The 22,170-nt window shown below is 62.2% G+C and carries 12 protein-coding genes and 1 tRNA gene; 3 read left to right on the forward strand and 10 right to left on the reverse strand.

Features of this window, described 5'->3' with window-relative positions:
• Window positions 1-78: 78 nt before the first annotated feature.
• Entirely contained in the window at window positions 79-2,961 is a 2,883-nt protein-coding gene (locus FGZ14_RS08275; RefSeq protein ID WP_139923195.1) for an FG-GAP-like repeat-containing protein, read from the forward strand.
• A 98-nt stretch (window positions 2,962-3,059) separates the two neighbouring features.
• Here the strand turns inward: FGZ14_RS08275 and galB are convergent, their stop codons facing one another.
• Window positions 3,060-5,549, reverse strand: a complete 2,490-nt coding sequence (gene galB / locus FGZ14_RS08280) for a beta-galactosidase GalB (RefSeq protein WP_139923197.1) — start codon at window positions 5,547-5,549, stop codon at window positions 3,060-3,062.
• Between the two features lie 588 nt (window positions 5,550-6,137).
• Between galB and FGZ14_RS21715 the strand changes: the two genes are divergently transcribed.
• Window positions 6,138-7,937 (forward strand): glycosyl hydrolase 53 family protein, encoded by a 1,800-nt coding sequence (locus tag FGZ14_RS21715; protein WP_180754539.1) that lies wholly within the window; start codon window positions 6,138-6,140, stop codon window positions 7,935-7,937.
• Between the two features lie 726 nt (window positions 7,938-8,663).
• On the opposite strand, the gene FGZ14_RS08290 is transcribed toward FGZ14_RS21715, so the two are convergent.
• On the reverse strand, window positions 8,664-8,885 hold the full coding sequence (locus FGZ14_RS08290; RefSeq protein WP_139923199.1) for a YHYH domain-containing protein: 222 nt from the start codon (window positions 8,883-8,885) through the stop codon (window positions 8,664-8,666).
• Between the two features lie 121 nt (window positions 8,886-9,006).
• Here FGZ14_RS08290 and FGZ14_RS08295 point away from each other — a divergent pair, with 121 nt between their 5' ends.
• Complete coding sequence (locus FGZ14_RS08295) at window positions 9,007-12,456, forward strand: DNA methyltransferase (protein ID WP_139923201.1); 3,450 nt, start codon at window positions 9,007-9,009, stop codon at window positions 12,454-12,456.
• 314 nt (window positions 12,457-12,770) lie between these two features.
• On the opposite strand, the gene FGZ14_RS08300 is transcribed toward FGZ14_RS08295, so the two are convergent.
• The 8 genes from FGZ14_RS08300 to FGZ14_RS08335 all read right to left on the reverse strand — a co-directional run bounded on the left by FGZ14_RS08300 (window position 12,771) and on the right by FGZ14_RS08335 (window position 22,170).
• Window positions 12,771-13,481 (reverse strand): dihydrofolate reductase family protein, encoded by a 711-nt coding sequence (locus tag FGZ14_RS08300; protein ID WP_139923203.1) that lies wholly within the window; start codon window positions 13,479-13,481, stop codon window positions 12,771-12,773.
• Window positions 13,482-13,727: 246 nt separating this feature from the next.
• Window positions 13,728-13,815 (reverse strand) — tRNA-Ser (locus FGZ14_RS08305).
• A 68-nt stretch (window positions 13,816-13,883) separates the two neighbouring features.
• The gene (locus tag FGZ14_RS08310) at window positions 13,884-14,939 is read right to left on the reverse strand and encodes an asparaginase (RefSeq protein WP_257883375.1); all 1,056 of its coding nucleotides are present in this window, start codon (window positions 14,937-14,939) and stop codon (window positions 13,884-13,886) included.
• 345 nt (window positions 14,940-15,284) lie between these two features.
• Window positions 15,285-16,061: a TatD family hydrolase gene (locus tag FGZ14_RS08315; RefSeq protein WP_139923205.1), complete on the reverse strand. Its 777-nt coding sequence runs from the start codon at window positions 16,059-16,061 to the stop codon at window positions 15,285-15,287.
• A 416-nt stretch (window positions 16,062-16,477) separates the two neighbouring features.
• Window positions 16,478-18,769 (reverse strand): glycoside hydrolase family 3 C-terminal domain-containing protein, encoded by a 2,292-nt coding sequence (locus FGZ14_RS08320; RefSeq protein ID WP_219601091.1) that lies wholly within the window; start codon window positions 18,767-18,769, stop codon window positions 16,478-16,480.
• 244 nt (window positions 18,770-19,013) lie between these two features.
• Window positions 19,014-20,114: a glycosyltransferase gene (locus FGZ14_RS08325; protein ID WP_139923207.1), complete on the reverse strand. Its 1,101-nt coding sequence runs from the start codon at window positions 20,112-20,114 to the stop codon at window positions 19,014-19,016.
• A 214-nt stretch (window positions 20,115-20,328) separates the two neighbouring features.
• Entirely contained in the window at window positions 20,329-20,958 is a 630-nt protein-coding gene (locus FGZ14_RS08330) for a polysaccharide deacetylase family protein (protein ID WP_257883376.1), read from the reverse strand.
• 84 nt (window positions 20,959-21,042) lie between these two features.
• Window positions 21,043-22,170, reverse strand: a complete 1,128-nt coding sequence (locus FGZ14_RS08335) for a glycosyltransferase family 1 protein (protein WP_180754540.1) — start codon at window positions 22,168-22,170, stop codon at window positions 21,043-21,045.

The following is a 22,170-nucleotide window of genomic DNA, read 5'->3' on the forward strand; positions in this document are numbered from 1 at the left end:
AGCTGGGAAATTATTTCGCGGCCTTTGCCCTACGCGGCCTTACTTTTAGCAGATCATTTAGCCCCATTTTCTTACTGCATGGCTCTATTCTACAAGTCTTTATTCCTGGTGGGCGGATTGTTAACGGCGGGTGCGGCCCGGGCCCAGGCCCCGTACCTCCAGAACCGGCTGCCCCAGGCCAATGCCGTAGCAGCCCCGCGCACGGCTCCCCTGCAACTGACCTTCTCGGAGCCAATGAGCGCCCAAACCGCCTCGCCCGATGCGGTACGGGTTGTAAGCGCCTGGCGGGGGCGGCTGGCGGGCACTTTCCAGGGCGCGGGCACCAACACCATTTCCTTTACCCCTGCCCAACCCCTGCTGGTCGGCGAGCCAGTGCAGGTGGGCGTAGGCACCCAGGCCACCAGCCAGGCGGGCACGGCGCTGGCCGCAGCTTCGCTCTTTCAATTCACCGCCGCCACGGCCCCCAGCACGGGCCGCTTTCTGGATGAGGAGGTAACCCTGGACCTGGGCCCGCGCTGCATGGCCGTGGGCGACATCAACAACGATGGCAACCCCGACTTTGTGGCCGGCGGCTCGGATAACATGCTGGCCGTGCGCCTGGGCGACGGGCAGGGCGGCTTTGCCCCGCCGCCGGCTCCCATCCCGGCCAGTTCAACCGGCGGTGGCTCGGCGCCCAGCAACGTGGAGCTGGCCGATGTCAACAAAGATGGCTTCCTGGATATGCTGGTGGCCGACGGCTCAAGCCGGACAATGGCTATCTCCCTGGGCGATGGCACCGGCCGGTTCACGATTCCGGCGGCAGGCGGCCGCATATACCCGCCGGGCGAGAGCCTGCGCGGGCTGGTTGTGGCCGACTTCAATGCCGATGGCAACCTGGATTTCGCCGTGGGGCTGAGCCGCAGCAGCCAGGTGGCCGTGTACTATGGCAACGGCAAGGCCGGCTTCACGGCCCAGCCCCTGGTTGCCATCGACTCGCTACCCCTGTGGCTGGCCGTAGGGGATGTAAACGCCGATGGCCGGCCAGACCTGCTTTCCCTGAATACGACTTCCGCGGGCAGTTCCGTGTCGGTGCGGCTTAACGACGGGGCCGGTGGATTTACGGCCCGCCCCCTGGTAGCTGTGGCCCCCGATGGCTATACTCTCGTCCTCGGCGACATCGACAACAATGGCACGCCCGATATCCTGACTACCAGCAGCAGCACCAACTCCGTGTCGGTGCGCCTCGGCGACGGCTCGGGCGGCTTCACGGCTCCAGCTACCCCCGAGGTAAAAGTGGGTCCCACGCCCCGCAACATTGCCCTGGCCGACCTGAACCGCGACGGCCGCCTGGACTTTGTGACGGCCAACAATCAGCAGAATACCACCACCGTATCGGTGCGCCTGGGCAACGGAGCCGGCGGGTTCAGCCCGGCCGCCGTGCCCGAAGTTACGGTGGGCCTACAGCCCTATGCTCTGGCCCTGCAGGACATCAACAAGGACGGGCAGCCCGACCTGCTGGCCGGCAACATGGGTATTTACTACTCCTCCACCGTCATCAGCTCGTACAGCCTGACGGTGCGCCTGGGCAACGGGGCGGGCGGCTTTGTAATGCCTGCCGGCGAACCGGTGGCCCTGGCCGACGCCGCTATCAAGACGGCCGTGGGCGACCTGAATAATGACGGCCGCCTGGATATTCTCAGCATCAATTCCCGGGGGGTGGCTTCCGTGCGGCTCGGTGATGGCAAAGGCCGCTTTGCCCCTCCGCCCGCCCCTACCCCCGCCGACATCAGCAGCATCGGCACCTACCCCGGCTGCCTGGCCCTGGGCGACCTGAACAACGACGGCAACCTCGATTTCGTGACCAACATCACGGTTCAGTTTTCTCCGCGGCTGGCTATTTATCTGGGCGATGGGCGCGGAGGATTCAGCCCCCTGCCCGCCTCCGTGCCGCCCGTACCGATACGCTTCGACCAAGTGGACATGGTGCTGACGGACCTGACCGGCGACGGCAACCTAGATTTGCTTGGCTGCAGCCGCGACCAGGGCGTGGTATCGGTGCGGCTGGGCACGGGCACGGGCACCTTCACTACCCCGGCCGTGCCCGAGGTAAGTGTAGGCAACGCCCCGCTTGCCGTGGCGGCCGGCGACTTCAACAACGATGGTCGGATGGATTTTGCCACCGCCAACTACGTCCAGCGCCTGGAGGGCAGCGTTTCCATCCGCCTCGGCGACGGCACCGGCCGCTTTGCTCCGCCCGCCGCCCCCGCCCCGGCCGAGGTACAGCTGGGCGAGGACCAGCCCAACGACATTGCCCTGGGCGACCTGAACAACGACGGCAATCTGGATTTTGTCATCTGCAGCGTGGAAGGCCTGAACGGAGCCGGCAACAATGTGTGCGTCCGGCTGGGTACGGGTACCGGCGCTTTCACCACTCCGGCCGTAGCGCGCCTGCGCGTGTCCCTCGACCCTACCGGAGTAGCCCTCGGCGACGTGAACGGAGACGGCAACCTGGATGTGGTCAGCTCGGCCAAATACCGCAACCGGATGGCCGTCCGCTTCGGCGACGGTAAAGGCGGCCTGACGGTGCCCGCTACCGGCGGGCAGGTGGGAGTAGGTCCTTCCCCCTCTGATATTCTGCTGGCCGACGTGGACAACGACGGCGACCTGGACGCCCTGCTACCCCACGGAGCCGCGCGCAGCCTCTCGGTGCGCCTGAACGGAATTTTCACGGGCACCGTGCTACCCGTGCGGCAGCCCACAGCCCTGGCTTCGGCCCCTCGGCTGGTGGTGTACCCCAACCCGGCCCGACAGGTAGTGCGCCTAGAGCACGCGACTCCCCACGCCCCGCTGGTGCTGTTTGACCTGCTGGGCCGGGAGCAGCGGCGCCAGCCGGCCGGCCCCAGCTTCGACCTGAGCGGCCTCACTCCTGGGCTCTACATCCTGCGCAGCGGTACTCAGTCTGCGCATCTGGTAGTGGAATAGCCTACCCCATCAACAACGGAAAAGGCCCGGCGCTAATTAGCGCCGGGCCTTTTCCGTTGTATAGTCAGACTGTACAGCTCAGCTGCCGGTGACTCCCGCTATTTCGTGGCCGCTGTTGTGGTTTGCAGCCGGATAGCGCCGTCTTTCAGGCCCTTGCCCGAAACCTTCAGCTGCACCTCCCCAGCCTGGGTGGTGGTTTGTACCAGCGCCACCAGTTGGCCTTGAAAAGCCTTCATGCGGGGTTCGTGGAAGGGCTGCAGGTTGGTGGCGTCGCCGTTGGCTACGGCCCGGAATTTGCCCGCCCCGCCCACGCTGAACTGCAGTTGGGTAGTGGCCTCGGGGCAGAGGTTGCCCTGGGCGTCCTCTACCCGCGCCGTCACGAAGGCCAGGTCCTGCCCGTCGGCCCGGAGGGTGGTGCGGTCAGCTACCAGCCGGATGTGGTGGGGCTGGCCGGCGGTGCGCACTTCCTCTTCGGCCACGGCCTTGCCGGCGGCGTCGTAGGCCACTACTTTGATGCTGCCGGGCTCGTATTTCACCTCATTCCACATCAGACGGTAGCGGGCCTGGGGGCTGCCGGTGGTGGTTTTGGTTTGGCGGCCCTGGCTTTTGCCGTTCACGAACAGCTCGGCCGAAGGGTAGCTGGTGTAGCAGAATACGGGCGTGGCCTGGCCCTCGCGGCCAGACCACGTCCAGTGGGGCAGCAGGTGCAGGGTAGGCTGCTGAGTGTTCCAGCGGGCCCGGTACAGGTAGTACCGGTCTTTGGGCAGGCCGGCCAGGTCCAGAATTCCGAAGTAGGAGCTGTGCGAAGGCCACCGCTCATCGTAGGGCGTGGGCTCCCCAAGGTAGTCGAAGCCGGTCCAGACGAACTCGCCCAGGGTGTAAGGCAGCTCGTCCTGGGCCACAAACTCGTCGTCGGGCACCTGCGACCAGCTGCAGGCCTCCAGGTCGTACGACGAGGATTGGTTATCGGGGTACTTCTGCTCCTTGGCCTGCACCACCGGAAACTTGTACACCCCGCGCGAGCTGACTGTAGAGGCCGTTTCGGAGCCCAGAATCATGCCCTGGGGCAGTTTGGCCTGGGCCTCGGGGTAGCGATGGGGCTTGTAGTTGAAGCCCGGAATATCAATAACTGAGGCAAAGTTGTTTTTCAGGTCGTCGTCGAAGCGGTCCATGCCCATGGTTACGGGCCGGGTAGGGTCCTCGCGGTGCACGATGTCTTGGAGGCGCTTGGCGATTTTGTTGCCGCCCGCGGTGCTCTGGTCGGGCACTTCGTTGCCGATGCTCCACATGATAACGCTGGGGTGGTTCCGGTCGCGGTGCACCATGTTCACCAGGTCCTTTTCGGCCCACTGGTCGAAATACTGGCTGTAGCCGTTCTTCACCTTGGGGGTTTTCCACTCGTCGAACGACTCGACCATGAGCATAAAGCCCATTTCGTCGCAGAGCTCTACCAGCTCCGGAGCGGGCATGTTGTGGGCGGTCCGGATAGCGTCGCAGCCCATGTTTTTGAGCAGGGTAAGCTGGCGGCGCAGGGCAGCCGTGTTGATGGCCGCGCCCAGCGGGCCCAGGTCGTGGTGGTTGCACACGCCCTTGAACTTGCGCGGCTGCCCGTTCAGGGAAAAGCCCTTGCCGGCCTCGAAGGAGAAAGAGCGTATTCCGAAGCGGGTTTCGTACTCATCCTTGAGCTCCTCGCCGGCGAAGAGCTTGGAGGAGGCCGTGTACAGCGCCGGCGTTTCCGGCGACCAGAGCCGGGGCGTGGGCACCACCAGGTTTTGCTCGAAGGTTTGCCCATCCGTAGCGCCCAGCGGGGTGCTGAGGGTAGCCACCATCTGGCCCTGGGCGTCACGAATTTCGGTTTGCAGGCGCAGGGCCGACGTGGTGCCGACCGGCGCTTCCACCTGGGTGCGCAGCTTTACCTTGGCGTAGTTCGCGTTGATTTCGGGAGTGGTGAGGTAGGTGCCCCAAACCGGAATATGCACGTCGTTGGTGACAATGAGGTGCACGTTGCGGTAGAGGCCGGCGCCGGGGTACCAGCGCGAAGACTCCGGCTGATTTTGCAGGCGCACGGCCAGGGTGTTGGGGCCGGTGGCGTTCAGGGCGCCCGTTACATCCACGTAAAACGAGTTGTAGCCGTAGGGCCAGACGGCTACCTCTTGCCCATTCACGAAAACGTGGGCGTCGCTCATGGCCCCGTCGAAGAGCAGCACGGCCCGCTTGCCCGGCCCGAAGCCCGGCACCGCCAGGGCCCGCCGGTACCAGCCCGTGCCAATAAACGGCAGTCCGCCGGTGCGGCCCGCTTTGGTGGTGGCCTGCGTTTCGTTGTTCTGCTCAATCCTGACTTTTTGCAGGTCGTTGGTGCTGCTGAACGGGCCGTAGATGGCCCAGTCGTGAGGCACGCTCACGGTTTGCCACTTGGCGTCCCGGAAGCCGGGCTGCTGGGCGGCGGGCTGCTCGCCCTTGGCAAATTTCCAGTCACTGGTAAGCAGGTACTCCCGGCGCACCTGCGCCCAGGTAAGGCCCGCCGGCAGCAGGAGCGCCCCCGCCAGGAGGCCGCGCCGCGCCAGCCGCGCAAATAAATCGTTGGTCATAAGTAGCAGGAAAGAAGCCGTTGAGCCCATACGGGCAGGTAGGGAGGAAAGCAAGACAGAACCAGCGCAGCCCGGCCCTGCGGGCGCCGGAACCCGGCCGGCGGGACGCCCGCCCAGGGGCTATGCCCCCGCGAAAGAGCGGGCCGGGCTGCGCCTTCGCCCTGCATAAACGATTGCGTAAGTATAAAGCAAAACCAGAAACTTCCGTCTGCTCTATCCTTTTGCTTGGTTGGTCTGCCCGCCCTGGCAGCTTGCGTTCCACCCTATCAGGCAGGGCGCACAGTAACTAAGCACAACGTTCCGAGGCACCTAGCCCATTATGCTACACCCTGCACAGCATCGCTACCAAACACTGTAGTGTATGCGAAGCTGTAGGAATGCGTCGCGGGGCTCAGTACCAGGGCCTTTCGCGTGCTGTCCACCTTACTGGTTACTCTGGGTCGGGAGCGGGTTGCGGAGGGCTGATATGTGCAAACGTTTGCGTGTATTTTCCTATCTTTGGTAGCTGGCGCGGGCAGTGCTGCTTGCCGGGCCCGCGCTTTAGTTTTTATACTCCCTCGTTCTTCTTCAACCCTGCTTCCTGTTTCTATGACCCTACCTTTTCTCCTTAAATCTGCCCTGCGCCGGGGGCTGCTGCTGGGCCTGGCGGTGTGCCTGGGCCTGCTCACCTCCTTCTCCGCCGCGGCCCAGACCTTTGCCAAAGGCGCCGATACCAGCTGGCTTCAGCAGATGGAAGCTAACGGCTACAAGTTCTACAACGAGCAGGGCGTGGAGCAGGACTGCTTCCAGATTCTGAAGAGCAAGGGTATCAACTCCATCCGGCTGCGGGTGTGGGTAAACCCCTCGATGGTGGACTGGGTGAACGGCCACTGCAGCCCCGGCGAAGTGGTGCAGATGGCTACCAGGGCCAAAAACCTGGGCTTCCGGCTCATGATAGACTTCCACTACAGCGACTCCTGGGCCGACCCCGGCCAGCAAACCAAGCCCGCCGCCTGGGCTGGCCACAGCTTCCAGCAGCTGCAGCAGGACGTGTACGACCACACTCTGAGCGTGATGACAGCCCTGAAAAACAACGGCGTTACGCCCGAGTGGGTGCAGGTGGGCAACGAAATTCCCAACGGCATGCTCTGGCCCGAGGGCAACACCGCCAACTTCGGCCAGCTTACCCAGCTCATCAACCAGGGCTACGAGGCCGTGAAGGCCGTTAGCCCTACTTCTAAAGTGGTGGTACACCTGGACAAGGGCCACGACAACGCCCGGTTCCGCTCGTTCTTCGACCGCCTGACCGCCAACGGCGGCAAGTACGACGTAATCGGCCTCTCGTACTACCCCTACTGGCTAAACCAGGACTACTCCGTTTCCATCAGCGGCCTGCAGCAGAACCTCACCGACCTGGCCAGCCGCTACGGCAAGCAGGTGATTGTGGCCGAAGTGGGCGCCGACTGCACCAACGCCCCCCAGAATGCCTACGACATGCTGGTGGCCGTGCAGAACGCCGTGGCCGCCGTGCCCAACGGCAACGGCCTGGGCGTGTTTTACTGGGAGCCCCAGGGCTACCGCAGCTTCAGTGGCTACCAGCTCAGCGCCTGGGGCAACGATGGCAAGCCCTCCCCGGCCCTGAACGCCTTTCTGGTGACGCCCACCGCCCCGCCGCCCACGGCCCCCATCACCAACCTGCTCGCCAACCCCAGCTTCGAGGCCAACGGCGCCACCCAATCTCCTGCCTCCTGGAGCACCTGGGCCAACAACACCGCCAACCAGGCCGCCGACAAAACCGAAACCGGCGGCCAGAGCGGCACCTACCGCCTCACCCACTGGCTCGGCACGCCCTACCAGGTCAGCACCTTCCAGACCCTGACGGGCCTGCCCAGCGGCACCTACACCCTGCGGGCCTGGGTGCTGAATGGCGGAGGCCAGAAAGCCTGCCACCTCTACGCCAATAACTTGAGCGGCACGGAAAAGAACGTGCCCCTGCCGCCCACAGAGGCCTGGGTCCAGATTCAGCTTACGGGCATTGAAGTCAGCAACGGGCAGTGCGAAATCGGGCTGTGGTCTGATGCCAACGCGGGCAACTGGTGCAGCCTCGATAACGTGGAGTTTTTCCAGACCTCATCCCCGGCCCTGAGCAGCACCAACCAGGCCCCGGCCCCTACCAGCCGCCTCTACCCCAACCCCGTGGCCGATGTGCTAACCCTGACCCTGCCCACGGGGGTAGGCGCCGCCACCGTGCGCGTTTACTCCGCCACCGGGCAGCCCGTCCTCACCCGCACCCTCACCAGCTCGCCCGCCGGCCAGCGCCTCGATGTGTCGGGGCTGGCGGCCGGCCTGTACCAGCTGCGGCTGGAGGGTGGGGGCCGCACCGAAACCCATAGGTTTATAAAGCGGTAGCTTCCTGGCTACCACGCAACAGCAGGGCCCGTGCTGCTTCCTCCCCCTGGAAGTGGCACGGGCCCTGCTGTTAAGCGGGTATATTCCGAATACGGTTCGCCTTGGGATGATCAGCTACCTTTTAGTTTTTCTGATACCCAACTAATTATGAATCCAACTACCAGTACAATGCCTCCGATTATCATTGCCCATTTGACAAGAACTGCAAGAATATATAGGATAGGCGCTACAACATGCTCGATGAATAGTCCTATAACCGCAAAGCCAAGGATTACCAGGATGAAGAGGCCCAAATAGTATAGAAGTGTTTTCATGATGAAAAATTTTTGCTCCCTGCGTGTCACCGAATGGACAACGCCATGACTTATTTTTTGATCAGATTATGTAGAAAGTAGATGCCACCGCCTATTAAGGCTACTACTAGTCCTAACGCCATAACGGACTGCACAAGAACATGAAGCCAGTTCAGTAGCGGAATCAGGCAAATCAGGCCTCCCAAGTAAAGCAATCCAGCTACACACCCCCAATTATTACCTTCTTTACTGAATTTTGAGAGGCCATAACCTACTAGAAAGCAACAGGCAGCAGCAAGAATACCTATCCCAACATCGGTTGCTGATAATAGCTCTATCTCTTCATCACCGTAATAGTGGCCTCTATCGTAAATTCTTTGAGCACTTGCAGGGAGTGATACTCCTACTGCAATAACGGTTATTAACCTCTTCACTATTTCCTATTGCCTTTCGATTTTAAGAGAAAGAAAACAATGGCGGCGCCACCTAAAATAATCCAGTTCATATTTCCTCGCACGCCCCGGTGATAGTGGTAGCCGCCAGTTTTTCTATTATGATGACCACCATCACTATCTAAGCCGCCACTATGGGCCATAACTTTAGGCGTGGTAAATAAGAGCAAAGCTGCAACTGTAATTGAGTAGAGTGATTTCATAAAGAAGACAGGAATCCAGACAGCGCGCAAGAACCTAAAAAAATACCATTCTGACCTATCCAAAAGATTCGCTTCGCATAATTATCTTCCGCCCTCGATTTCTACCCCAGCTATTCCCTCCTTGACTTACCCCGAATTTGAAGCCCGCTGGAAGCCCGCCGGCGGCGCCGAACGTGCCAACTACGGCCTGTTTCTGCAAGACCTCTGCGACCTGCTGGGCGTACCCCGCCCCGACCCCACCACCGACGACCCCACCCAGGACCAGTACGTGCTGGAACGGGCCGTGCAGTTCAACGACGGCCAGAAGAAAAGCACCGGCCGCATCGACCTGTACAAGCGCGGCTGCTTTGTGCTGGAAACCAAGCAGGGCACCGATACCGCCGACCAGCAGCAGAAGCAGCAGCGCGCCGAGCTGGGCCTGGAGCCCGCCAAACGCCGCAAGGGCCACGCCGTGCGCGGCTCGGCCAAGTGGGCCGAAATGATGCAGGCGGCCCGCCAGCAGGCCCTGGGCTACGTGCGCGCCCTACCCCCCGACGAGCCCCGACCCTTGTTTGTGCTGGTGGCCGACGTGGGCTACTGCCTGGACGTGTATAGCAACTTTGCCGGGGTAGGCGACTCCTTCGTGCCCTTCCCCGACCAGACCCGCTTCCGCCTGCCCCTGGCCGCGCTCCAGGACGAGAAAACGCGGGCCATGCTCCGCCAGATTTTCCTGGAGCCCCGGGAGCTGGACCCCTCCCGCCGCGCCGCCCGCGTTACGCGGGAGCTGGCCGCCCGCCTGGCCAAGCTCTCGGAGCAGCTGGAGCGGGCCGGACACGCCCCCGAGGTGGTGGCCCAGTTTCTGATGCGCTGCCTGTTTACCATGTTCGCCGAAGACGTGAACCTGATTCCGAAGCAGAGCTTTACGGGCATGCTCAGCCAGTACCGCACCCCCGAGCTGCTGGAGTTTCTGCCCGATGCCCTCCAGGGCCTCTGGCGCACCATGGATACCGGCGGCTTCTCCCCCGACCTGAAAGCCCGCCTGCGCCGCTTCAACGGCAAGCTCTTCCACGATGCCACCGCCCTACCCCTCTCCGCCGACCAGGCCGAGCTGCTGCTGCAGTCGGCTAAGGCCGACTGGACGGAGGTAGAGCCGGCCATCTTCGGGACGCTGCTGGAGCGCGCCCTCGACCCCAGGGAGCGGCACAGCCTGGGCGCCCACTACACCCCGCGCCGCTACGTAGAGCGCCTGGTGCTGCCCACCGTGCTGGAGCCCCTGCGCCGGGAGTGGGCAGCCGCCCAGGCCGCCGCCGCCCGCCGCCTCGACGAAGGCCAGCCCCGCGAGGCCCGCCAGGAGCTGGTGCGCTTCCTTACCCGCCTCACCTCCATCAAAATCCTGGACCCGGCCTGCGGCTCCGGCAACTTCCTGTACGTGACCCTGGAGCACCTCAAGCGCCTGGAAGGCGAAGTGCTGGCCGCTATTAACAGCTACGGCCACACGGGTTTGCTGGAATTGGGCGGCGGTACCACCGTGAGCCCCCACCAGCTGCTGGGCCTGGAGCTGAACCCGCGCGCCGCCGCCATTGCCGACGTGGTGCTGCGCATTGGCTACCTGCAGTGGCACCTGCGCACCTACGGCCCCTCCGAGCTGCGCGAACCCCTGCTGGATGAGTACCAGAACATCCGCCAGCAGGATGCCGCCCTCCGGCACGATACGCCCCTACCCCGCCTCGATGCCCAAGGCCTGCCCGTAACCCGCTGGGATGGGTTTACTGTGAAGGTGAATCCGATTACGAATATTGAAGTGCCTGACGAAAAGGCACAGGTTACTGTATTAGATTATCCAAAACCTGTACCTGCAGAGTGGCCGGAGGCTGATTTTGTCATCGGAAATCCGCCGTTCGTAGGGATGAAAAAAATGCGGCTTGCATTAGGTGACGGTTACGCTGAGGCACTTCGCAAAGCCTATAAAGGAGTAGTCCCTGATTCTGCTGATTTGGTTATGTATTGGTGGTACAATGCTGCCAAACTCTTAAAAGAAGGCAGGATTGAGCGGTTTGGATTCATCACAACCAACTCCATTACTATGATTTTTAATCGTCGAGTAATGGAACATTTCCTAAGCAATGACAAAGCCCCTATTTCTCTAGACTTTGTTATTCCAGACCATCCTTGGGTTGATGGGGCAGAAGGTGCTGCAGTTCGTATTGCTATGACTGTAGCGCAGCGTGGTTCATCAGTAGGACGATTGTTGAATGTAACTAAAGAGCATGCGGCAAATGATGAAACTGTTGAAGTCGAATTTATTGAGCAGGAAGGCATCATTAATTCCGACTTGTCTGTAGGTGCAGATTTAACAAGTGCTAAGGTCTTAGAGTCAAATTCTAGCCTCTGCTTTCTCGGGGTTAAGTTCTATGGTCAGGGTTTTGTTCTTGACAAAGCAACTGCTAAGTCATTAGAATCAACAAGCAGCAAAAGCCTTGTCAAAAGATTTGTTGGTGGGCAGGATTTAGTCAAGTCGCCTCGTGGCTTGCATGTAATTGATGCGACTGGGTACACAACCAGTGATTTGACGACGCAATTCCCTGATGCTTATCAGCGGCTTTTAACGCACGTTAAGCCTGAGCGTGACCACAATCCACGTGAGTCAAAGCGACAGAAGTGGTGGTTATTTGGTGAAAACCAGCCTTCAATGCGGGCAGCGGTAAAGGAGTTAAACCAGTACATAGTTTCTGCTGAAACCGCCAAGCATCGCACTTTTACATTTGTTCCAGGAGATTGGGTAGCAGAAGGGACGGCTGTTGTAATTGCTTCTGATGACCCCTTCATTTTAGGTGTTCTTTCTAGTAAAATCCATATAGTTTGGGCATTAGCAGCAGGTGGTGACTTGGGAGGTAATACACCCCGCTACAATAAATCCCGTTGCTTCGACCCGTTCCCCTTCCCGGCGGCCACGGCGGAGCAGCAGGCGCGCATCCGGGAGCTGGCCGAACAGCTCGACGCCCACCGCAAGCGCCAGCAGGCCCAGCACCCCACCCTCACCCTCACCGACCTCTACAACGTGGTGGAGAAGCTGCGCGCCGGTCAGCCCCTGAGCACCGCCAAAGAGCAGACCATCAACCAGCAGGGCCTGGCCTCCGTGGTGCTCAGCCTCCATCAGCAGCTCGACGCCGCCGTGGCCGAGGCCTACGGCTGGCCCCCTACCCTCCCCGACGCCGAGATTCTGACCCGCCTCGTGCGCCTCAACCACGAGCGCGCCCGCGAGGAGCAGCAGGGCCACGTCCGGTACCTCCGCCCTTCCTACCAGGCCCCCGAGCTGCAGCAGGCCGCCCTGGCCCTGCCCGCCGCCCAGGCCGCCTCAGCCGCCGCGGCCCTCACCCCCAACGCCACCGCCCTCCCCGATTTCCCCAAGGAGCTGGCCCAGCAGATGCAAGCCATCCGCGACGCCGTGCAGCAGGCGGGCCAGTCGGTAACGGCCGCCCAGGTAGCCGCCCGCTTCCGGCGCACCAAGCCGGAGCGCGTGCAGCCCCTCCTGGACACCCTCACCGCCCTCAGCCTGCTCCGCACCACCGAGGAAGGCGCCTACGCGGCCTAGTGGGGTAATGGGTTGATGAACTGATTTTTAGCTCTAGAAAACTGTTTAAGTCAGCAAAACACGCCAGATCAGGCATGACAGTCAGAAAATAACTCAAACCGCTATACCAGCCGCCCTCAGCTAACAAACCCCGTGACCGTCTTGCCCAGCCCCGGTAGCATCTCGCGTACCAACACCGGGACTCGGTTCAGAAAGTCGCCAACAACTTAACAAACCATCAAAGCAGAGCCCCGCGAAGCATCCCTACCGCTCCGTCTGAATGATTCAGCGAGGCGGCAGGGATACTTCGCGGGGCTCCGCCTTGATGGTATTTTCTATTCCTGGGTTTGCTTAAACCGGTATTTCAGCCACACCACGTCGTTGTCGAGCTGCTGCACCTGGGCAAGGTACAGGCGGGTGGCGGGGCCTTTGGGCAGGTAGTCGCTCACCTCAAAGGTGGTTGGCGAAAGGGGCGTACCATCGGCCAGGGGCAGCACCAGCAGGCTCAGCTCGTCAATCAGGCCGGCATTAAGCAAAGAGCCGTTGAGGTGGCCGCCGCCCTCCAGCATCAGGGTTTTAATGGGAAACAGGGCCGCCAGCTGCTCCAGCACCACGGCAAAATCCACCTCTTTCTCACCCCCGAACAGGTAGGAAATGCCCTGGCGCTGCAGGTAGTACAGGTACTCGTCGCTGACCTGCTCCGTGAGCACCTCCACAATATGGTCGCCGCCGGTGGAGTTGGTTTCCCATCCCAGCTTGCCATGTGCGTCCACGGCCACAGCAAAGGAGGTAGCGTCCGGGTCGCCGATGAAGGCCTCGCGGGCTATGGGTTGCGGAGCGGGCCGCAGCTCGGGCTGCACACCACCCGAGAAGTCGCGCTCCATGGTGATGCGCCCGCACATCCAGGCCTCAGTGGTAAAGGTTTCGTGGTACTTCTCGAAGTAGCCGGCAAAGGTGTCGGTCAGCTCCTGGTCCTTCCAGTTCGCGGACAGAATCTTTCCGTCCACCGTGGACATCATGTGGCAGATTACGTGGGGTCGTTTCATAGTAGGCCTTCAACGGAAATTACGCCGCCATGGCTTACTGACCCTGAAATACCCTGGCTCCATGATGCCGGCACGTTAAACACCGCCGGCCCCAATGGTTCAGTACGGGGAGTAAAGCACGGGGCCCGCCGCCGCTCGGTGTATGTGGCTCAATACCAGCAGTAGGGCGCGGACAAGCCCTGCACTACGGGCAAACACCTTTGAAAAGCAAAAAGCCCGTTTCTGAATCAGAAACGGGCTTTACTGCAGAGAGGAAGGGATTCGAACCCTCGATGAGCTTGAGACCCATACACACTTTCCAGGCGTGCTCCTTCGACCACTCGGACACCTCTCTAGGATGCGGGGAAGTGGCGCAAAATAACACCCGATTTTCGGAATACGCAAGCCCCGGACCCCGTTACGCTACATTATCGTGATTTCGCCGCGCAGGTCCTGCGTGAGCAGGTGGCGGGTTTCCGGGGCGTTCTGCCTGAGTCCCAGCACGAACATGAGCTTGGCAATGGCTGCTTCCACGGTTACATCGGCCCCGCCTACTACCCCCAATTCGGTGAGGTAGGCGCTGGTTTCGTAGCGGCCCTGCATCACGCGGCCCTCCTCGCACTGGCTTACGTTGAGCAGGTGCACACCCCGGTCAGCGGCGTCGCGCAGGCACTTGAGGAACCAGGGGGCGGTAGGGGCATTGCCCGAGCCGTAGGTTTCCAGCACGCAGCCGCGCAGGTCGTCGGCCTCCAGGTGGGCCCGCAGCACCCGCTCCGTCAGGCCCGGAAACAGGCGCAGAATGGTCACCCGGTCGTCGAGGCGCTGGTGGGCCAGCAGGGGCGCGGAGGGCAGCCGCCAAATCTGCTGGTCGTTGAAATCCAGCTCGATGCCGGCCCGGGCCAGGGGCGGGTAGTTTTCGGAGCGGAAGGCATTGTACTGCTGGCTTTCCACCTTTTTGGCCCGGTTGCCCCGAATCAGCAGGTCGTTGAAGAACAGGCATACCTCCGGCACTCGCGCCGTGCCGGCCGTGGGATGGCGGGCGGCGGCCATTTCCAGGGCCGTAACCAGGTTGCGGCGAGCATCGGTACGGATGCGGCCCACGGGCACCTGGGCGCCGGTAAACACCACGGCCTTGCCCAGATTTTCGAGTAGGAAGCTAAGCGCCGCCGCCGAGTAGGCCATGGTATCGGTGCCGTGCAGCACCACGAAGCCGTCGTAGCGGGCGTAGTTTTCCTCGATTAACGCCGCCAGCCGCAGCCAGTCGGCCACGGTCACGTTGCTGGAGTCAATGGGCTCGCCGAGGTTGGTGACTTCCACCTGCATATTCAGCTGGCGCAGCTCCGGCATCTTCTTCCGGATCTGCTCGAAGTTCATGGGCACCAGCTCGCCGCGGCGGTTGTAGGCCATGCCCACCGTGCCACCGGTGTAAATGACCATGATGGCAGTTTCGGGCTTGGGCGGAAGCGGAGGGGTAGGCAAAGGGCGGGTGGTTGTGGTTGGGTGGTGAAACAGCACGCCGGGGGTGGGCCGGACGGGTCGCCAAGTTAGGAATGAGGACCCACTGTACCGCTTACGAATCGGGGCGGGGCGGCAGACTTCATATAGAGACAGAGCCAAAGCATTTCGCGTCCCGCAGTGGTAATAGTAACTGTCATTCCGGGCTGATTGAGGAATCCGGCGTGCTGACGTTGCCGAAGTAATCAGACGTCAGCACGCGAGATTCCTCGACTGCGCTCTGAATGACGGTTTTACTTCCTGGATTCTATCTCTTTAGTAGCCGGCATTGGCTGAGGTTATGCTTAGCAAAGCATTCCTATAACTACCCTACTTCCCTACCTCCCCAAACAAGGCCAGGGTGTTGCGGGTGGTGACTTCGGCTACTTCCTCGGGGTCCTGGCCCATAATTTCGGCTACGCGGTGGGCCACGAAGGGCAGGTAGGCGGGCTCGTTGCGCTTACCCCGGTACGGGATGGGCGCCAGGTAGGGGCAGTCGGTTTCCAGCAGCAGGTGCTCCAGGCCCAGGCCCGGCAGCACCTTGTCGAGGCCGCCGTTCTTGAACGTCGCCACGCCCCCGATGCCCAGCTTAAAGCCTAGGCGGATTACCTCGTCGGCCTCCTGGCGGGTGCCGGAAAAGCAGTGAAACACGCCGCGCAGCGTGCCGTCCTGGGCGGCCGTAATAATGTCGGCGGCTTCGCGGAAGGCTTCGCGGGTGTGCAGTACCAGGGGGAGGTTGTATTTCTTGGCCAGATCCACCTGAATGCGCAGGGCCTCCTGCTGCTCCGCCAGGTGGGTTTTGTCCCAGTACAAGTCAATGCCGCACTCCCCTACCGCCGCGAAGGGCCGGCGGCTCAGCCAGGCTTCCACCTCATACAGCTCCTTCTCGAAGTGGCGGGTGACGTGGCAGGGGTGCAGGCCCATTTGGGCAAAGCACTGCGAAGGATATTTGGCTTCCACTTCCAGCATGGGGTCAATGCTGGTGTGGTCGATGTTGGGCATGAAGATGGTGCGAACCCCGGCCTCAAAAGCCCGGAGCAGCATCTCATCCTGGTCGGGCTTAAACTGCTCGGAGTAAACGTGCGCGTGCGAATCGGAAAGTTGCATGTCGCAAAGGTAATGAGGTGATGGGGTGACAGGTGATGAGGTGACAGGTGAATGGACGACTGGCGGCAGACTTCTGGCCGCAGGCCAGGCGTCTGCCCGCCGGCAAATCAGGCAAGTCTCCCGACTTGCGGCCGCCGAAGGCGGCCATCCCGCGCCCGCACCATCTGCGCCGCTTGGCAGGATTACTAGAATATGAAAAAGGCAGCCTGCACGATATACTCATGCTGGCTGCCTTTTGGCCTCAGAAGAGGGTAGCAAGTTGTGCAAGTGACGCGGACGAACCCAGGCGCGAGTTGGCCGCCGTTGGCGGCCGCAAGTCGGGAGACTTGCCTGATTTGCCGGCGGGCAGACGCCTGGCCTGCGGCCAGAAGTCTGCCGCCAGTCGTCCATTCACCCATCACCTCATTACCACCAACTCACAACTTCACTTCCCCCGTCTGGCGAATGTCGCGGGAGGAGCTGCCGACGAGCAGAGTGAATTTGCCAGGCTCCAGCACCCACTGCTTTTTGGCTTCGTCGTAGTAACGGAAAGCATCGGGGCCCAGGGTGAGGGTCACCGTTTTCGATTCACCGGGCTTGAGGAAGACTTTCTGGAAGGCTTTGAGCTCCTTTTCGGGGCGCTTCACGCTGGCCTGGTCGTCGTGCACGTAGAGCTGCACCACCTCGGCGCCGGCTACTTTGCCTGTGTTGCGCACGCTTAGGGTTACCGTGGCGCTCTGGGCGGCGGGCTTCACCGTGAGCTTGCCGTAGTCGAAGGAGGTGTAGCTCAGGCCGTGGCCGAAAGCAAACTGGGGCGCTACCTTATAGGTATCGAAGTAGCGGTAGCCCACAAAGATGTCTTCCTTGTACGTCTGTTTCAGGGGGTTGCCGGGGGTGCTGGGGTACTCGCCCAGCTTGTGGGCCGGCGAATCTTCCAGCTTCACGGGGAAGGTGAAGGGCAGCTTGCCCGAGGGGTTTACATCGCCCAGCAGAATGCTGGCCAGGGCGTTGCCGCCTTCCATACCCGGGTACCAGGCCTCCACGATGCCCTTGGCCTGCCCCGCCCACGCCGATACGTCAATAGGCCCGCCGCCCAGCAGCACTACCACTGTGTTGGGGTTGGCTTTCAGCACGGCCTGAATCAGCTCGTCCTGCCCGAAAGGCATTTTCATGTCGGGCTTGTCGTAACCCTCCGCGTCGTAGGCGTTGTCGGACCACACTTTGTAATCGTAGCCGTGGGTGGCGCCCCCCACAATGATGGCTACGTCGGCGGCTTTGGCGGCGGCCACGGCCTGCTCAATCAGCTGCGGATCGGCCTTCTGGTTGCGGGCAATTTTATAGCCGGGAGCGTAGGTGATTTTCGCTTGGGGGCCCAGGGCTTTCTGCAGGCCCTGCAGGGGCGTAATCTCATACTTTGCCTTTACCTGGGAGCTGCCGCCGCCCAGGGCGTTTTCGCGGGTAGCGTTGGCCCCGATAATGGCAAAGGACTTCGCGGTTTTCCGGAGGGGTAGGATGTTACCCTCGTTTTTGAGCAGCACGATGCCTTCCTCGGCCACTTTGCGGGCCGTGGCCTGGTGCTCGGGGGTGTTGTAGGCGCCGGGCTTGCGCTTGGCCCCGTCCATCATGTGGGTGGCATACATAACGCGCAGAATCCGGCGCACCTTGTCGTCTATCAGGGGCTCCAGAGACTTATCCTTTTTCACAGCCTCCAGAGCCGGCCGGCCGAAGAAGAACCGGTCATAGAGGCTGGGCATGTCCTCCTGCTTTACCTGGCTGGCCGTTTGGTCCACGCTGTTGTACATCAGGGAGAGGTCGGTGCCCATTTCCAGATCGGTGCCGTTGCGCAGGCCTTCCTGAGTGTCATGCACCGAGCCCCAGTCACTGATAACCAACCCCTTGAAGCCCCACTCCCCTTTGAGAATGTCGTTCATGAGGTAGGCGTTGTGGGTGGCATACTGGCCCCGGAATTTGTTGTAGGAGCCCATGAGTGTATGCGCCCCGCCCTCCTGAATAGCGGCCTGGAAGCCCGGCAGGTAGATTTCGCGCAGGGCCCGCTCGCTCATGTACACGTCAATGTCGTTGCGGTGCTCTTCCTGGTTGTTGGCGGCGTAGTGCTTTACGCTGGCCGATACGCCCTGGTCCTGCACTCCCCGGATGTAGCCCACCACCATCTTCGACACGAGGTAGGGGTCTTCGCTGAGGTATTCGAAGTTGCGGCCGTTCAGGGGAGTGCGCACGATGTTGATGCCAGGACCCAGAATAATGTCCTTGCCCCGGAAGGCGGCCTCACTGCCCAGCACCGAGCCAAAGGCGTAGCCCAGCTCGGGGTTCCAGGTAGAAGCCAGGGTGTTGCCGGTGGGCAGGTAGGTACCCGAGTCGTTCACGCCTTCGTCGGGCTTCCAGTCGCGGCCGTGCTCCAGGCGTACGCCGTGGGGGCCGTCGGAGGTAGCCATTTCCGGAATGCCCAAGCGCTTCACGCCTCCCGAGTTAAAGGAAGAGGTAGCGTGAATCATGGCAATCTTTTCCTCCAGGGTCAGCTTCTTGAGCAGCTCATCGATTTTAGCCTCGTTGCCCATCAGGGCCTGCTGGCGGTTGGTGCCGGCAGCTGTGGCAGTTTTGGGGGTAGCCGGAGTAGCGGCCCGCTTGGCTTGGGCAGTGGCAAGGTGGCTGGATGCGCAGAACAGAGCGGCCATCAGCAGGGCGCGGGAAGAGGGCGGGAACAGAGGCATGAAACGGGTAGGGTAAATACGCGGAAAGATGAGGCAGCAGCCAGACCCCGCCGATTGTCAGGGGGCCTGGGTAGCCAAAGATATCGGCAGTGTGCCCGAAAATCCACCCCAAAAATGCGCTAATGAGTCTGTTAAGGCCGTTTTCATTCTGACCCCATACACTTACAGCACACGCAGCCCCGCGCCAGCCCAACCTTGCCAAGGCTCGGCCACGAAAAACAAGCGGTTAAAAAACAACTACTTTTTAGCGGTACGCCCGCCCTTTCCAGGTAAAGGCCACCGGCAGCAGGCGAAAGATGACCAGCCCCCCACTGAGCAGAATCGTGTATAGCTCAAACAAGGGCAGCAGCCCCAGGGGGGCGCGGCGCCCCACCCGCCGGAAGCACAGCCAGGCCCATGCCCCCTGCAGCAGCACCTTGCCGGCCCACACACCCAGGGCCGGCCCTACCCCCGCCACCACCGCAAACCCGGCCAGCACCAGGTAAAACGAGCCGTACAGCGCCAGGCAGGTTTTGAGCCAGGCGGGCAGCTGCTCCACCCCACGCATCCAGCGCCGCCGCTGGTGCAGCAGCCCGTTCCAGGTGTATTGGGGCAGCGACTCGGCCAGCACCTCGGGCCGGAACAGGTTGCGGGAGGTGTACCCGCGCCGCAGCACTGCCTTGAACAGCTCGTAGTCTTCGGTGACGGAGAAGGGTAGCTGCTCATAGCCGCCGGTGGCCTCGTAGGCAGCACGGGTAATGAGCATGTTGTTGCCCATGGCGGTTACCGGCCGGCCCAGGTCCGTAACCACCTGCACCAGCCCCAACGACATCAGCCAGTCGAGGCCCTGCAGGCGGTGGAACAGGCGCGGCCCCGTTACCAGCGTCAGGCCCGTAACAATGCCCACGCCGGGCCGGGCATGAGCCAGCAGCCCTTGCAGCCAGGTAGGCGGCACGGCAATGTCGGCGTCGGTAATAAAGAAGAAGTCAGAAGAAGAAGCGCGGGCCAGATGGGCCAGCACATTAGCCTTGCCGCGGGCCGTGCCCCAGGCCTCGGTAATGGACAGAAGACGAAAGGAACCGCCGTAACCCTGCATAGCGGCCGTGGCCACAGCGGCGGTATCGTCAGTAGAGGCATCGTCGCCGAGCAGGACTTCGACCAGCCCCGGGGGGTAGCGCAGGGCCCGGATAGCTTGCAGGCAGCGGCTAATGGCGGCCTGCTCGTTGCGAGCGGCAATGAGAATGCTCACGCGCGGCAGCGGTTGGGGCAAAGGCCCCGGCTGGCTCCCCTGCTGCCGGACAAATAATATGGCCGCGGCGGCCAGCAGCCCAAACCAGCTCAGAAAATAAAGCGTCAACAGCAGCATACAGCACAAAGAACGGGGCGACGCGGCACTTATCAGCACACCACCCACCCTGGCCCGACGCTGGAGGCACCTGACCAGTTAACACCCGCGCCTCTTGCACGGCACCCGCCTCCCCCCTGCCGGCTCTGAACCCTTCCGCATAGAAGTCAGCACGAGGCTAACTGGTCCGATGCCGGAGGTTCCCGACCGGAACGCGCGGCTCCTCCCTACCCCCCTACAGCCGCTCGAAGCGGTAGCCGCGTTCGGCGAAATGGGCGAGGTAGCGAGGCAGCACGTAGCGCAGGTTAGGGCTGGCTTTCAGGCTGTCGTGAAACACGACTATGGAGCCCGGCCGCGACAAGCGAATGGCAGTAGCCAGGCAGGCTTCGGGGGCGAAATCCCGGTCGTAGTCGCAGGTGAGCATGTCCCACATTACTACTTTGTGGGTAAGGTTCAGCTCCCGGGCCAGGCCGGGCGTGATGCGGCCGTAGGGTGGGCGCAGCAGGGGCCGGGCCTCAGGCTGCAGCTCCGTGAGCAGCTCCTGGCACTGGGCCACATCCCGGAGGTAGTGGGCCTGCGGGTGACTCCAGCCGCTGATGTGGTGGTAGGTGTGGTTGGCCAGGCGGTGGCCCTGCTCCACTACCAGCCGCGCTACCTCCGGGTGGCGGCGCAGGTTGTCGCCCACGCAGAAGAACGTGCCTTTGGCCCCGTATTTTGCCAGCTCCTCCACCACAAACGGCGTTTCCTCGGGAATGGGGCCATCATCGAAGGTAAGGTAGAGGGTAGGCGGCGCGGTAGCGGGCATCTGCCAGAGGCAGTCCGGAAACAGCCGCTGAACCAGGCCCGGCATTCGGTGTAAGTGCATGGAAGGTCGGTTGTCAGGTACTGGCAGCCGGGGCCGCGCCGGATCAGCGCGCCCCCCGGCCCCGGCAGAGCCGCAAGCTACGGCTTACGCCACACTTGCTTCGATTTCCAGCCACAGGCGACGGGCGCTTTCTTCCCAGGAAAACCGCTCCACATTGCGCAATCCACGTTCTGTAAGCTCGGCACGGTAGCTCTCGGAGGCGTACACCTCCCCCAGCCCCTCAGCAATAGAAGCCACCGAAAACGGATCGACGAGGCGGGCCGCGCCGCCAGCTACCTCGGGCAGGGAGCTGCAGTTGGAGGTGATAACCGGGGAAGCGCAGGCCTGGGCCTCAATAACCGGAATACCAAAGCCCTCGAAATACGGCACGTAGCAGGTAGCCAGGGCGGCCGCGTACAGCTCCGTCAGCTCGGCGTCCGTCACGCGGCCGGTCAGGTGCACGTCGGAGCGGTGGCGCATCTGCTGGTACACCTCGAAGATTGGGCCGGCTTTCCAGGCCGTGCGGCCTACTACCAGCAGCTTCACGGGCGCGCCGGTGGCGTCCTTAAACGCATCGAAGGCGCGAAGCAGATTCACCAGGTTTTTACGCGGCTGCAGGGCGCCTACAAACAAAAAGTAGGGCTTACCGGCGCTGAACCGCTCCCGCGTGGCCTGCTGCACGGCCGGGGGCTGAGGCCGGAAGTGGCTGTCGGCGGCATTATACACCACGCTGATTTTCCCGGGGGCTACCCCATAGGTTTGCACCAGGTCCTGCTTCGTGGCTTCCGACACAGCCACCACCCGCTGCGAGGCCCGCACGAAGCGCGGGGTGAAGTAGCGGTAGTACCTGAGCACCAGCCGGCTCACATCCTGCGGAAAATGCTCAAAGGCTAGGTCATGAATGACTGTGACGCGGGGCACCCGGGTCCGCAGGGTGGTGTAGCCATCGGGGCTGAGGAACACGGCCGGGCGGTGGCGGCCCAGCCAGCGGGCCACGGCGCCTTCAAACCAGGCCAGCCACAGCAGCGGGTGCCGGGCCGGCGGGGCCAGCACGTGCGGCACCACGTTCGGGCCCAGCCGGTACCGCTCATCAAGCGCCCGGTCAAACAGGAAATGAAACGTGTGCTCGGGGTGCTGCCGCACCAGGCAGCGCAGCGTTTCCAGCGTAAAGCGCCCGATACCCTCCAGCTTGTCGCCGGGCAATAAAAAACGGACGTTAACAGCTATTTCCAC

This window comes from Hymenobacter sp. DG01, from assembly GCF_006352025.1.
Lineage (GTDB): Bacteria > Bacteroidota > Bacteroidia > Cytophagales > Hymenobacteraceae > Hymenobacter.